12 protein-coding genes are annotated in these 13,165 nt (G+C 70.1%); 5 read left to right on the forward strand and 7 right to left on the reverse strand.

Annotated features, from left to right (window positions below; all coding sequences use genetic code 11):
* Window positions 1-11 precede the first annotated feature (11 nt).
* The 5 genes from AB0B82_RS21340 to AB0B82_RS21360 are packed head-to-tail and all read right to left on the reverse strand — an operon-like array spanning window position 12 to window position 6,675.
* On the reverse strand, window positions 12-920 hold the full coding sequence (locus AB0B82_RS21340; protein WP_360171011.1) for a hydroxymethylglutaryl-CoA lyase: 909 nt from the start codon (window positions 918-920) through the stop codon (window positions 12-14).
* The gene (locus AB0B82_RS21345) at window positions 917-1,528 is read right to left on the reverse strand and encodes an isochorismatase family protein (RefSeq protein ID WP_360171014.1); all 612 of its coding nucleotides are present in this window, start codon (window positions 1,526-1,528) and stop codon (window positions 917-919) included. The genes AB0B82_RS21340 and AB0B82_RS21345 overlap by 4 nt, the downstream gene beginning before the upstream one ends.
* Window positions 1,525-3,396, reverse strand: coding sequence for a hydantoinase B/oxoprolinase family protein (locus AB0B82_RS21350; RefSeq protein ID WP_360171017.1), 1,872 nt, complete (start codon window positions 3,394-3,396; stop codon window positions 1,525-1,527). Before AB0B82_RS21350 ends, AB0B82_RS21345 begins: the two co-directional genes overlap by 4 nt.
* Window position 3,397: 1 nt before the next feature.
* Window positions 3,398-5,467, reverse strand: a complete 2,070-nt coding sequence (locus tag AB0B82_RS21355; protein ID WP_360171020.1) for a hydantoinase/oxoprolinase family protein — start codon at window positions 5,465-5,467, stop codon at window positions 3,398-3,400.
* An 8-nt stretch (window positions 5,468-5,475) separates the two neighbouring features.
* A complete protein-coding gene (locus AB0B82_RS21360) occupies window positions 5,476-6,675 on the reverse strand; it encodes a CoA transferase (RefSeq protein WP_360171023.1) in 1,200 nt (399 codons plus the stop codon).
* A gap of 103 nt (window positions 6,676-6,778) precedes the next feature.
* On the opposite strand from AB0B82_RS21360, the gene AB0B82_RS21365 reads away from it, so the two are divergent.
* Together AB0B82_RS21365 and AB0B82_RS21370 are read left to right on the forward strand one after the other, a co-directional pair.
* Window positions 6,779-7,489, forward strand: coding sequence for a GntR family transcriptional regulator (locus tag AB0B82_RS21365; protein WP_360171026.1), 711 nt, complete (start codon window positions 6,779-6,781; stop codon window positions 7,487-7,489).
* Complete coding sequence (locus AB0B82_RS21370; protein WP_360171029.1) at window positions 7,486-7,917, forward strand: STAS domain-containing protein; 432 nt, start codon at window positions 7,486-7,488, stop codon at window positions 7,915-7,917. Before AB0B82_RS21365 ends, AB0B82_RS21370 begins: the two co-directional genes overlap by 4 nt.
* Here AB0B82_RS21370 and AB0B82_RS21375 read toward each other — a convergent pair.
* Complete coding sequence (locus AB0B82_RS21375; protein WP_360171032.1) at window positions 7,848-9,071, reverse strand: MFS transporter; 1,224 nt, start codon at window positions 9,069-9,071, stop codon at window positions 7,848-7,850. The two genes, AB0B82_RS21370 and AB0B82_RS21375, sit on opposite strands and share 70 nt — an antisense overlap.
* A gap of 67 nt (window positions 9,072-9,138) precedes the next feature.
* On the opposite strand from AB0B82_RS21375, the gene AB0B82_RS21380 reads away from it, so the two are divergent.
* From AB0B82_RS21380 to AB0B82_RS21390, 3 genes are read left to right on the forward strand one after another with little or no spacing between them, the layout of a single operon-like run.
* Window positions 9,139-10,146 carry a DUF5937 family protein gene (locus AB0B82_RS21380; protein ID WP_360171035.1) on the forward strand — a complete coding sequence of 336 codons (1,008 nt, stop codon included), beginning with the start codon at window positions 9,139-9,141 and terminating at the stop codon, window positions 10,144-10,146.
* Complete coding sequence (locus AB0B82_RS21385; RefSeq protein ID WP_360171038.1) at window positions 10,143-10,805, forward strand: hypothetical protein; 663 nt, start codon at window positions 10,143-10,145, stop codon at window positions 10,803-10,805. The genes AB0B82_RS21380 and AB0B82_RS21385 overlap by 4 nt, the downstream gene beginning before the upstream one ends.
* 46 nt (window positions 10,806-10,851) lie before the next feature.
* Window positions 10,852-11,820, forward strand: coding sequence for an EamA family transporter (locus tag AB0B82_RS21390; RefSeq protein ID WP_360171041.1), 969 nt, complete (start codon window positions 10,852-10,854; stop codon window positions 11,818-11,820).
* Window positions 11,821-11,832: 12 nt separating this feature from the next.
* Here the strand turns inward: AB0B82_RS21390 and AB0B82_RS21395 are convergent, their stop codons facing one another.
* Window positions 11,833-12,990: an alanine--tRNA ligase-related protein gene (locus AB0B82_RS21395; RefSeq protein ID WP_360171044.1), complete on the reverse strand. Its 1,158-nt coding sequence runs from the start codon at window positions 12,988-12,990 to the stop codon at window positions 11,833-11,835.
* Window positions 12,991-13,165 lie beyond the last annotated feature (175 nt).

Below are 13,165 nucleotides of genomic sequence, written 5' to 3' on the forward strand. Positions count from 1 at the left end.
GCCGACTCTCGTCAGCCAGGAAACGGCCCGGCCCGCAGCAGGGAGCTGGGGAGGGGTGTGCCGAGCTGTTTCTCCAGCCAACCGGCCGAGGCGATCGTCGCCTCGAGATCGAGGGTGGTCTGCCATCCCGTGCGCTGCAGCAGGTACAGCAGGTCCTCGGTGGCGAGGTTCCCGGTGGCCGCCGGCGCGAACGGGCATCCCCCGGCACCGCCGATGCTCGCGTCGAGCGTGGTGATGCCGGCGGCCAAAGCTGCGACGGCGTTGGCCGCCGCGGTGTTGCGCGTGTCGTGCAGGTGCACGCGGAGGGGCACGGCCGCCCCGAGGATCTCGCGCGCGAGCGCCGCGCGTTCGGTGATGTCGGCCGGTACGGCGACGCCGATCGTGTCCGCGAGCGCGACCTCATCGGGGCCTGCGGCCACGACTCGTTGCAGGACGTCACGCAACCTGGCCGGTGGCACCTCACCCTCGAACGGGCAGCCGAACGACGCTCCGACGGTGATCGTCGTGAACACTCCCGCCGCGCGTGCCTCGGCGACCACCGACGCGGCGGTGGCACAGGCCTCGGCCGTGGTCATGCCCTGATTGCGCCCGCAGAACGTGTCGGTGGCCACGACCACCACGTCGACCTCGTCGACGCCGCCGGCCAGGGCGCGCTCGAGCCCACGCTGATTCATCACCAGGCCGGCGTACCGCACGTCGTCGTACTTCGGCAGCGCTCGCATCAGTTCGTCGGCGTCGGCGAGCTGCGGGACCCGGCGCGGGTTCACGAAGCTGGTCACCTCGATCCGCCGGGCGCCGGCCCGGACGGCGCGTTCGACCAGCTCGACCTTCGCCTCGGTGGTGAGTACGGCGGACTCGTTCTGCAGACCGTCGCGCGGCGCCATCTCGACGATCTCCACCGCTCCGAGCGGGCTGCTCACGACTGCCCCGCGAAGTAGTCGAGGACGACGGATTCGCCGACGACCTCGGCGTACTTGGCCTGCAGGTCGAAGAGGTTCGCCTCGTGTGGACCCTGGCCGCGATCACCGACGGCGTCGCGGACGACCAGCGGTGCGAAGCCGTACTGGATCGCGTCGACCGCGCTGGCCCGGATGCAGCCACTCGTGCTGACCCCGACCAGGACGACGGTGTCGATGCCCTGCGCCTGCAGGGTCGACGCGAGTGTGGTGCCGAAGAAGGCGCTCGCGTACTGCTTCACCAGCACGAGTTCGTCCGCGGCCGGTGCGACCTGCGGCATCAGTTCTCCCATCGGTCCGCCACCGTCGAACAACTGCTGCAACGCCGGCACCTTCCGGACGAAGACGCCCCCGTCGACCCCACCCGGGCCGTAGGCGACCCGGGTGTGTACGACCGGCACGTCCGCAGCCCGGGCCGCCCCGAGCACGCGGGCCGCCGACTCCAGGCAGTCCTTCGACGGCAGGCACATCGGGCTCGCCGGGTCGAAGTACGCCCGCATCAGATCGACGACGAGCAGGGCCGGCCGGCTGCCCGGTGCCAGCCGGCCGTCGAAGCCGGCGGAGAACGTCATCGCACCACCGGCGGCCGGGGCGCGGCCAGCCCGGTCTCTTCCAAAGCGTTGGCCAGGATCGTGTCGATGTCCGGTCCCTTGTCGAAGGTCGGCAGCGGATCCGGGCGACCCGCGGCGAGCTCGGCACGCAGGGCGGCCGTCGCGTCCGCGTCGACCTTCCCGTCCGCGTCGCACACCACGCCGTACCGCCGAGCGCCGTCGACGGTGACCAGGCCGCGCAGGACTTCGAGAGCGACCAACTCGGGGTCACGGGCCAGCGGGTCACCCCAACCGCCACCGCCCCAGGTCACGAAGTGCAGGAGGTCACCCACGTCGACCGGTACGTCGTGGACCTTGCTGCCGAGCATCTGCGTCGTACCGTCCGCGCGCTCGATCCACTTGCGGCTGCGGGCGCCGGGTTCGCCGCCGTTCACACCCCAGGGGTACGTCAACCAGCGGTCGTCGTGGATCGCGATCGTGCCCGCCTCGAGGAACCGGTACGCCACGTCGACGCCGTTGCCACCGCGGTGCAGGCCCGCGCCGCCGGTGTCGGCCACCGTCTCCCAGCGCTCGATCCGCAGCGGGTAGTACGACTCCAGGTACTCGCACGGGATGTTCACGAACGACGGCCACAGCGAATGCCCGTCCGGCCCGTCGCCGATCGGCCGGCCCGGGATGCCGCCGAAGCCGATCGAGTACAGCTGGAACCATTCGCCCTTGCGTTCCCCGGACCCGTAGTTGCCGGAGTACATGAAGTGCGGCGAGGACGAGAACCCGGCCGCGTTCAGCAGGCTCGGGTTGGTCTGGCCGAGCAGGCCGCCGAACAGGTCGAAGATCCGGCCGATGCCGTGGTTGCGCGCGTTCAGCGCCGCCGGGTACTTCGGTTTCCAGAACGACTCGTCCGGGATCTTCACGTCGACCAGTGGATAGAACCCGTCGTTCCAGAGGATCTGCGGATCGGCGACCGTGATCATGTAGATGCCGAAGAACATCCGGACCAGGTTCTCGTTCAGGAAGTAGTTGATCGGGCCCTGCGCCTGCGGGCTGCTGCCGCTGAAGTCCAGCAGCACCTTCTCCCCGGTCCGGGTCAGGCTGAGCTTCAGCTCGTACGGCCCGTAGCCGAGCCCGTCGTCGCAGATGTAGTCGATGAACGAGATCGTCTCGCCGTCTTTGAAGACCAACTCTAGCAGGGTCTTCATGGCCCGGTAGTTGCGGTCGAGGAGCTGGTCGAGCGCGGAGTTGTAGGTCTCGACCCCGAACCGCGCGCACATCTCCTGGACCCGGCGCGCGGCGGTCCGGCAGGCCGCGACGATGCCGTGCAGGTCGGCGCGGTTCCAGTCCGGCTTGCGGACCTGGTTGAGGATGATCCGCAGCGCGTCCTCGTCCAGCACACCCTTCTTGTAGAGCTTGAAGGGCGGGATCACCACGCCTTCCTCGAAGATCGTCCGGGCGTCGGTCGGCATCGACGCCGGCGTCTTGCCGCCGACGTCGGACATGTGCCCGAACATCGCCGACCAGCCGACGATCCGGCCGTCGACGTAGATCGGCAGCACCACCAGCCAGTCGTTGGCGTGGCTGATCGCGGCACCGCACGAGTACGGGTCCGACGTCAGCAGGACGTCGCCCTCCTCGATGTCACCGGCGAAGTTCTCCAGGAAGTCCGGGATCGACAGCCCGAACTGGCCGACCATCATCTTGCCGTCCGGGTTCGCGATCAGCGGGAACTCGTCGTGCTGCTCGCGGATTCCGGGCGACAACGCGGTCCGGAACAGCACCTCGTCCATCTCGTAGCGGGCGTTCCGCAGCGCGTTCTCGATCAGGTCGAGGGTGACCACGTCGACGTCGACGCGGGCCAGCGGTTCGGTGGCGGTCTCGATCAGGCGGGCCATCTCAGTGCTCCTCGTCGACGGGACGGATCAGCAGGCTGCCGCTGGGATGCACGGTCGCCGCGTGCCCGGGCAGGATCAGGGTGGTCGAGTCCATCTCGGTGACGACGGCCGGACCCGGTACGACGTTGCCGGCGCGCAGCAGGGCGCGGTCGTAGATCGCGGCGCTGACCTCGGTGCCCTCGACCCAGATCGCGGACCTGGAGCGCAGTGCGGGTGCCGGGTCGGTGTCGCCGGCGGGCAGCTCGGCGGCCGCGACGTCGGGGCGTGGTCCGTGCGCGGTCGCCCGCGCGGTGACCAGTTCGACCTCGGCGTCCAGGACGAACGAGAACAGCCGCTCGTGCTCGGCGTCGAACGCCTGCCGCAGTGTGGCGAGTCCGGCGCCGCTCCCGTCGAAGCTGTCCGGATCGACCGTCACCGGGATCTCGAAGCCCTGGCCGTGGTAGCGCAAGTCGACCGAGTACGCGACGGTCTGCTGGTCGTCGGGTACGGCCTGACCGCTCAACGTCGCGCGGGCGTCGGACCCGAGTTCGGCGAGCAACCCCCAGAGGCTGTCGTCGGTCAGTTCACCGAAGCGCCGCACCAGCGTACGCACCGCTTCGTCCCGGAGGTTGGTGGTGGCATCGCCGTACGCGCAGAGCACCCCGGGCGACGGCGGGATGATCACCGGCCACGCACCGGTCAGCTTGCCGAGTGCGTTGGCATGCAACGGACCCGCGCCTCCGAACGCGACGAGCGCGAAGTCGCGCGGGTCGAAGCCCTGCTGGACCGAGACCAGCCGGAGTGCGCCGAACATGTTCTCGTTGACGATGTCGATGATCCCGGCCGCGGCGGCCTCGACCGACGGCAGCCCGGTCGCGTCCGCGATCGGCTTCACCGCGGCGCGAGCGGCCTCCCGGTCCAGCGTGATCTCGCCACCGGCCAGATCGGTCGGGAGGTAGCCGAGGACGACGTTCGCGTCGGTGACCGTCGGCTGCGTGCCACCGGCCGCGTACGCCGCAGGCCCGGGGACCGCACCGGCCGACTGCGGACCGACCCGCAAGGCCTGCGTGAGTTGGGGAACGTGGGCGATCGACCCGCCGCCGGCGCCGACCGTCCGGACGTCGACGGACGTCGCGCGGACCTTCAGGTCGCCGACGGTGGTCTCCCGCCCGACCCGCGGCGTCAGGTTCTGCACCAGTGCGACGTCGGTGGAGGTTCCGCCCATGTCGAAGGTCAGGAAGTCCGGATGGCCGGTCTGCTCGGCGATCCAGGTCGCGCCGGTGACGCCGCCGGCCGGACCGGACAGCAACAGGTTCACCGGGTTGTCGGACGCGACCGCCGCCGACACCAGACCGCCGTCGCTGCGCAGGATGCACAAGCGGCCCTCGACCCCGGACGCCTTCAGCTGCGACTCCAGGTTCGCGACGTACTTGGCGACCTGGGGCTGGACGGCCGCGTTGGCGACTGTGGTGATCGTGCGCTCGTACTCGCGGAGCTCCGGGAGGACGGCGGACGAGCGGGAGACCGGAATACCGGGCAGGATCTCCGCGGCCAGCGCCGCGACCCGCTCTTCGTGCGCAGGGTTGGCGTAGGAGTTGATCAGGCTGATGCTCAGCGCCTCGACGCCGCGCTCCTTCAGCCGGCCGAGCTGGGCCCGGACGTCGGCCTCGTCGAGCTCGGCGACCACCGCACCGTCGGCGCCGATCCGGCCGCGGACCTCGACGGTGTCCTCCAGCGCGGCCAGCGGCTCGGGCTTCGGCCAGATGATCCAGCCCGCCAGGCCACCCGGGACGAACGACCGGGCGATCTGCAGTACCTGGCGGAACCCTTCGGTGGTGACCAGTCCGACCCGGGCGCCCTTGCCTTCCAGGATCGCGTTGGTCGCCACGGTGGTCCCGTGAAAGATCTCCCCGATGTCCGACGGCCCGACGCCGGCCGCCGTACAGGCGCGTTCGATGCCGCGCAGTACGCCGATCGACTGGTCCTGCGGAGTGGACGAGGTCTTGGCCCGGAACGTGCGTCCGGTGTCCTCGTCGATCAGCAGGATGTCGGTGAAGGTTCCGCCGACATCCACGCCGAGCCGATACGTCATGTCTCCTCCTAGATCACTCCGGCCGCGCGCAGCGAGTCGAGCTCGCCGTCGGCGAGGCCCAGCAGGTCGCGGTAGATCTGGTCGTTGTGCTCGCCGAGCTCCGGGCCGACGTGCCGGATCCGGCCCGGTGTGCCGGAGAGTTTGGGCACCACGTTGTGCATGGCGAACTCCCCGAGCTCGGGGTGCAGCAGCCGGACGATCGCCTCGCGGGCCTTGAAGTGCGGGTCCGCGAGCATGTCCTTGGCCCGGTAGATGCGGCCGGCCGGGACGCCGTGGCTGTTCAGCAGGTCCAGCAGGTCGTCGGCCTTCACGGTGCCGCTCCAGGCCGCGATCAGGTCGTCCAGCTCGGCCATCGAACTGCCGCGCGCACCGTGGGTCGCGTACCGCGGGTCGTCGGCCAGCTCCGGCCGCTCCATCGCCACGGCCAGCCGGCGGAACACGGTGTCCTGGTTCGCGGCGATCAGCACCATCTCGCCGTCCGCGGTCGGATAGACGTTGCTGGGGGCAACGTTCGGCAGCGTGGTCCCGGTCCGCTCGCGCTGGTAGCCGGCCACCTGCCACTCCGGCACCAGCGACTCCATCATCGCCAGCACCGCCTCGTAGATCGCCGAGTCGACGATCTGCCCGCAGCCGGTCCGGGTTCGCTGGTGCAGCGCGACCAGGGTGCCCAGGCAGGCGAAGGTCGCGGCGAGGGAGTCGCCCAGCGAGATCCCGGCCCGGGCCGGCGGGCGATCGGGATCTCCGGTGACGTACCGGATCCCGCCCATGGCTTCGCCGATCGAGCCGTACCCGGCGCGTTCGGCGTACGGACCGGTCTGGCCGAAGCCACTGACCCGGGTGACGATCAGTCCGGGGTTCAGCTCCCACAGCTGATCGGGGGCGAGCCCCCACCGCTCCAGCGTGCCCGGCCGGAAGTTCTCGATCAGGACGTCGGCCTTCGCGATCACCTGGCGGATCAGGGCCTGGCCGTCCGGGGTGCGCAGGTCCGCGGTCACCGACAGCTTGTTGCGCGCGACCACCGGCCACCACAGCGACTTGCCGTACGGCCGCTCGCGGCCCCACTGCCGCATCGGGTCGCCGCGCTTCGGGTCCTCGACCTTGATCACCTCGGCCCCGAAGTCACCCAGCAGCTGTCCGCAGAAGGGGCCGGCCAGCAACTGGCCCAGCTCGACCACGCGAACGTCGTCCAACGGCAGCGGTGTACTCATCGACATCCTCAGATTGCATGCAATTTGTGGTTGATTTCTGGGAAGCTACGGCGCAGCTCGGGGCGATGTCAATGGATTGCATGCAATCTGGTCAGGTTGTACGGTGACGTTCACCATGGACGAGAGCACCGCGCAGACCCGTACGACCGACAACGGGCACACCGCTGACGAGGCCTACCGGCTGATTCGCGAGCAGATCCTGACCGGCCGTCGGGCGGGCGGTGAGTGGCTGCGCGAGGGCGAACTCGCGGACTCGATCGGGGTCAGCCGGACCCCGATCCGCGAGGCGCTGCGCCGGCTCACCGCCGAGGGGCTGGTCCGGCACGAGCGGAACCGCGGCGTCCAGGTCCAGATGTGGACCGTGCGCGACCTGGACGAGATCTTCAGCCTGCGATCCGTGGTCGAGCCCTGGGGCTGCCGGCTCGCGGCCGAGTCCGGCCGCGCGGACCTCGACCTGCTCACCGAACTGGCGACCGCGATGGACGCGATCGCTCCGGACGGACACCCGACCGACGTCGACCGGCTGACCGAACTCAACAACCGCTTCCACCGCACGATCCTCGACGCCGCGGACAACTCCCGGCTCACCGCGGTGCTCTCGGCGGTCGTCCAGGTGCCGCTGGTCTGGCGGACCTTCACCCGCTACTCCCCCGAGGCGTTGCTCCGCAGTCTCGCGCATCACCACGAGCTGGTCGCGGCGCTCGCGGCCGCCGATCCGGACTGGGCCGAGTCCGTGATGCGCAGCCACATCCGGGCGGCGTGGGACACCTTGCGCGCCGACCCCGAGGTTAGCGGGCGTACCGGAGCAGCATGAAGGCAGCTCGAACGCCAAAGATCGTTGGTTCGTCCCGCAAGCCCGCCGCACTCGGCGGGCCGTTCGTCTGTAGCTGGAGCGCGGTCGGTGGCTGTGCGGTGATCCGCGTGGCCGGGCGGGTCGACAGCAGCACCACCGAGGCCTTCGCGCACGAGCTCCAGCACGTGATCACGACCAAGCTGTCGCAGGTCGTGGTCGACCTGCGGCGCGTCACCGCCATGGACGCCGGCGGTCTGGACGTCCTCACCGAGGCGTACGAACTCGCCACCCGCCACCAGGGCTGGCTGCGTGTCGCCGGGGCCGGCGAATGGTTCACCGACCTGCTCCGCGCGACCCGGGAGACCCGGCCCTTCGAGCACTACCCCAGCTTGGCCGAGGCGCTGCCGGCGTACCGGCCGGCCGGCGGAGGTTCCGAACTCAGGGCCTGACGCGCGAGCAGCAAGGTGATCACCGTGCCCAGGACGCCGGCCGCGGCGATCGTCAGGTTCGGCGCCACGAAGGAGCCCACGACGCCGCCCAGCGCGATGCTGACACCCTGGATCGCCATCATCCCGCTGCCCTGCACGGTGAAGAGCCGGCCGCGGTACGCCGGGTCCGCGTGCTGCAGGATCAGCGGGTCGATGCCCTGGTTGAACGCGAAGCCGGCGCCCGAGATCGCGAGCAGGACCGCAGCCACCGGAACCGGCGGTACGGCGACGAACGCGATCGCCGGCAGCTGACTGACCAGCAGCAACGGAACGACGAGCCGCCGCCGCACGGAAGGGGTGAACCGTGCGACGACGAGCTCGCCGAGCACTCCGCCGACCGCGTACCCGGTGAACAACGCACCGGCGGCCGCGGCGGCGGTGCCGACCTGTGCGGTGTACGCGACGGCCAGCCCGTCCGGCAGGGACGAGAAGGCCGCGGCCACCCAGCACAGCGGGATCAGGGCGCGGAGCCTCGGGTGGGCGAAGATCACTCGCAGCCCGGACAGCGAGTCGCGGACCGTGCTGCCCACCCGCTCCCCCGGCGGCGTGAACGGCGTACCGAGCCCGATCAGCACCGCCGACAGGACGAAGGTCGCCACCTCGACGACCAGCAGCGCGGTGGCGCCGATCGCCGCCACCGCGAGGCCGCCGACCGCGAAGCCGGTCATCACGGTCACCTGAGCGATGGCCCGGAGCAACGATCTGCCGACCGGAAACAGGTCCGGCGGCAGCAACTGCGCCAGGCCGGCGGCCCGGGCACCGGCGAAGATCGGCGCGATCGCCCCGGTGCCGAGCAGGAGCGCGAGCAGTCCGCCGACCGGCATCCCCGGGATCAGCATGCAGGCCACACAGGTCGCGCTCAGCAGATCGCAGATCACCAGCACGCGCCGCGCCGGGAAACGGTCCGTCACCGAGGACAGCAGCAGCCCACTGACGGCGTAGGGCAGGAACGAACAGACGAGCACGAGCGCCGACAGCAACGGTGAGCCGGTCCGCTCGAAGATCAGGATCGACAGCGCGACCTGCGCGCCGACGGTGCCGAGCATCGACACGGTGTGCGCGGCATAGACGGCACGCAGGCCGGGGACGCGGAGTACAGCTCGGTAGGACCGCACGCCGCGAGCTTGCCCGACCCTCCGATGGTCGGCGTAGAGTTTTGGTTGTGACCGAAAGTTCGCCTTCGTGACGGTGCTGCGCTTCACCCAGGCCGACGCCCTGCGCTGCCGGTTCGGGCTCTCGCCGCTGTGGGAGACGATGTCCGCGGTGCGGGTGCTGCATCGATCCAGGCACCGGTCCCTGTACGACGAGTGGATCGAGTCGAAGCAGGACGCGGCGCGGACGCTCGATCTGCGCGGGCTGCAGGCGGTGCAACCGCTGACCGGCTTCACGCCCGACTTCCTCACGCCGCCACCCAAGGCGTCGCGGGCGAAGTTCGCGACCGAGATCGCACGGGTGCGGAGTACGCCGCTGGACACCGTCCGCGCGGAGCTGATCCGGTCCCGCGACGAGAAGAACAATCCCGCCGGACCGGAGATCGACCGGATGATCGAGGACCCGGCCGGCAGCCGGGACCGGCTCGCCGACGAGATCGAGAGCGCCTGGGAGGCGCTGATCGAGCCGGACTGGCCGCTGATCAGCCGGGTCCTCGAGGACGACATCGCGTATCGCGGGCAGCAACTGACGTACGGCGGACTGGGCGCGCTGTTCGACGATCTGCATCCGGTACTGACCTGGGAGGAGGACCGGCTGATCGCTCCCCGGTACCCGTCCGAGGACCGCGATCTCACCGGCCAGGGTCTGCTCCTGGTACCCGGCGTCTTCGCCTGGCCGCACCTGGTGATCGTGGCGGAGCCGGCGTACCACCCGACGCTCGTCTACCCCGCCCGCGGCGCGGCCCGGCTGTGGTCCGACGTGCCCGCTCCCCCGGGTTCGCTCGCGCGCCTGCTCGGCCGTACCCGCGCCACGCTCCTCGTCGCGCTCGATCCGCCGGCGACGACCAGCGATCTCGCCGCGCAGTACGACCTGGCGCTCGCGACGGTCGCGGAGCATCTCGCGGCGCTGTACGACGCGGGGCTCGCGACCCGTCGGCGTACCGGTCACAAGGTCCACTACCGCCGTACCGAGGTGGGACAGGCGGTCGTCGACGCCTCCGTCGGACAACCGCCCGCCGGGGCGAGAATGCTCAGGTGAACAAGGCCCCACGCACAAGCACCCGCCACACCCGCCGCTGGCCGGCCTCGCTGGCGGTACTCGCGGTGCTGGTCCTGCAACTGCTCGTGCCGACGCAGATCAACGCCCTGCCGCGCTGGCTGATGCCCGCGCTCGGCTTCCTCCTGCTGCTGCCGCTGGTGTGGCTGAACCCGTTCCACCTCCGCCGCGACGAGCCCTGGCTGCGCTGGGTGGAACTGGTGCTGCTCGCGGTGCTCGTGCTGGTGAACGCGTTCTACCTGGCCGGGATGATCTTCTTCCTCAACAACGGCGACGCGGATGAGGGCCAGGTGCTGGTGAAGAGCGCCGTACTGATCTGGGTGACGAACGTGGTGGCGTTCGCGGTCTGGTACTGGGAGATCGACCGCGGCGGACCGTTCGCCCGGGCGCCGGAACACGAGCGGGAGACCGAGCGGCCGGACCTGCTGTTCCCGCAGATGACCGTCGACCTGCCGGGGTGGAACGGCTGGCTGCCCGGGTTCACCGACTACCTGTTCGTCTCGTTCACCGCCGCGACGGCGTTCAGCCCGACCGACACGATGCCGCTGACCGCACGGACGAAGATGCTGATGAGCATCCAGTCGGCGATCGCGTTGCTCACCGTCGCGATCATTGCGGCCCGCGCCGTGAACGTGCTGTGAGAATTCCCCTCGACAGAGATGTAATGAGCATGAGAGCGTTATGCCCATGTACAGCACGAAGTCGGTGGGGTTGGCGTTCGCGATCTTCTCCTCGATCACGTTCGGGGGGTCCGGACCGTTCGCCAAGGCCCTGATCGGGGCGGGCTTCAGCCCGCAGCAGGCGGCCTGGTTACGGATCGTCGGAGCGGCCGCTGTCCTGGTTCCGCTGGTGCTGATCTTCCGCGGCGGCGCCGGGCTGCGCCAGGCGCGGGCGTCCTGGAAGTCGCTGGTGCTCTACGGCCTGACCGGGATCGCGGGCTGCCAGACGCTGTTCTTCATCGCCGCCAGCCGGTTGCCGGTCGGCGTCGCGCTGATGCTGGAGTTCTCCGGCCCGGTGCTCGTGGTGCTGTGGCTCAAGTTCGGCCAGAAGGCCGCCGTACCGCGGTCGGCGGCGATCGGCGTGAGTATCGCGGTCATCGGCCTGGCCACCGTGGCCGAGATCTGGACCGGCTTGAGCATCGACCTGATCGGCCTGATCGCGGGGCTCGGCGCGGCCGCCTGCCAGGCGACGTACTTCATCCTGATCGAACGCCTCACCGGTGCAGCGGATCCGCTCGTGATGACCGCGGCCGGCAGCGTGGTCGGCGCCGTCGTCCTGACGCTCGTCGCGATGCCCTGGGGTACGCCGTGGCACGTGCTCGTCGACTCGATCGCGATCGGCGAGCGGCACGCCCCCGGCTGGGTGATGGCGGCCTGGCTGATCCTGGTCAGCACGGTCGTCGCGTACCTGGCCGGCGCGGCCGCCGTCCAGCGGCTGTCCGCGGCGATCGGCGGCGCGGTCGCGTACGTCGAGGTCGTCGCCGCCTGCGTCTTCGCGCTGATCCTGCTCGGCGAGACGTTGCGCACCAACCAGATCATCGGCGGCGTGATCGTGCTGGTCGGCGCGTTCGTGGCCCAGTCGTCGGTGGGGAAGGTCGTACCGCCGGAGATTCCGGACTCCGACCCGCCCCGCACCGACGTCCTCGAAACGATCTGACCCGGCCGGGCGCTACCGCAGCGAGTCGACGAGTTCACGGGGCAGCCCGTGGGTCTCGTGCAGGTACTCGTAGTCGGTCTCGTCCAGCGACTTGTGGAACCGCTCGTGGCTGAGCACCTTGCGGCCGCGGTCGAGCAGGTTGCTGAACCGGATCTCCTCGTCGATCAGGATCCGCCGGACCATCGTCACCGTCTCGCCCTGGTGGAAGTGGTTCAGCGTGTGCTCGAACAGCTCGATCGGCAGGTCCGCCACCGACCGGGAGTCGTCGTGGCGCCACAGCAGTGTCAGCGCACGGCGGATCAGCCGGCGCAGCACGTACCCGCGGCCGGTGTTCGACGGGTGCACGCCGTCGCCGATGATCACGATGCTCGACCGCAGGTGGTCGACGACGATCCGCTGCGAGCGCTCGTCGAGCGGCCACAGCTTCGGCACGATCCGCAGCCACGGCTCGAACAGCGAGGTCTCGTACACCGAGCTCGCGCCCTCGAGCAGCATGGTCAGCCGCTCCAGGCCGAGACCGGTGTCGATGTTCTGCTGCTGCAGCGGCTCGAGCGAGCCGTCGTCGAGGCGGCGGTAGCGCATCATCACGTGGTTCCAGACCTCGACCCAGCGGTCGTCGGTCGTCGGCGTACCCTCCGGCTCGCCGTCACCGGTCCAGACGAAGATCTCCGAGTCCGGGCCACACGGTCCGGTCGGGCCGTTCGACCACCAGTTGTCGTCGGTGGTCAGCTCGACCGGCACGCCGAGCTCCTGCCAGGTGCGCAGCGATTCCTGGTCGAGCGGCACGCCGTCGGAGTCGTCACCGCCGAACACGGTCACGTACAGCTGCCCCGGGTCGATGCCGTAGCCGCTGGTCAGCAGCTCGTACCCCCAGGTGAGCGTCTGGCTGCTGCCGTAGTCGCCGAGTGACCACGACCCGAGCATCTCGAACACGGTCAGGTGGGTCGGATCCCCCACCTCGTCGAGATCCGTGGTGCGCAGACATCGCTGCACACCGGTGAGTCTGCGCCCCAGCGGATGTGGTTCGCCCTCCAGGTACGGCGTGAGCGGGTGCATACCCGAGGTCGTGAACAGCACGGGATCGCCGAGCCGCGGAATCAGCGTGGACCCGGTCGTCGGGACGTGGTCACGGTCGAGGAAGAAGTCGATGAAGGTTCTGGTGATGCTCATGGTTCTCGTCCTTGTCGATCTCAGGACCGGGAACGGACCACCGGCAGCAGAAACAACAACACCGGCGAACCGTTTCCGGTCGCCGGTGGAAGTGTGCGAATGTCAGGCAGCGGCAGCCGGAGAGCGGAAAGCTCGTACGGCTGCGGCAAGTCGGAACATCCGGTGCATGTCGGCC

The sequence above is a fragment of the Kribbella sp. NPDC048915 genome (assembly GCF_040649595.1).
Taxonomy (GTDB): domain Bacteria; phylum Actinomycetota; class Actinomycetes; order Propionibacteriales; family Kribbellaceae; genus Kribbella.

Bases quoted from the DNA above. Each gene is read 5' to 3' on its own strand.
- AB0B82_RS21345 (WP_360171014.1), bottom strand. From the start codon at position 1,528: ATGACGTTCTCCGCCGGCTTCGACGGCCGGCTGGCACCGGGCAGCCGG.
- AB0B82_RS21360 (WP_360171023.1), bottom strand. From the start codon at position 6,675: ATGAGTACACCGCTGCCGTTGGACGACGTTCGCGTGGTCGAGCTGGGC.
- AB0B82_RS21370 (WP_360171029.1), top strand. From the start codon at position 7,486: ATGAAGGCAGCTCGAACGCCAAAGATCGTTGGTTCGTCCCGCAAGCCC.
- AB0B82_RS21390 (WP_360171041.1), top strand. From the start codon at position 10,852: ATGTACAGCACGAAGTCGGTGGGGTTGGCGTTCGCGATCTTCTCCTCG.
- AB0B82_RS21395 (WP_360171044.1), bottom strand. From the start codon at position 12,990: ATGAGCATCACCAGAACCTTCATCGACTTCTTCCTCGACCGTGACCAC.
- AB0B82_RS21350 (WP_360171017.1), bottom strand. From the start codon at position 3,396: ATGGCCCGCCTGATCGAGACCGCCACCGAACCGCTGGCCCGCGTCGAC.
- AB0B82_RS21355 (WP_360171020.1), bottom strand. From the start codon at position 5,467: ATGACGTATCGGCTCGGCGTGGATGTCGGCGGAACCTTCACCGACATC.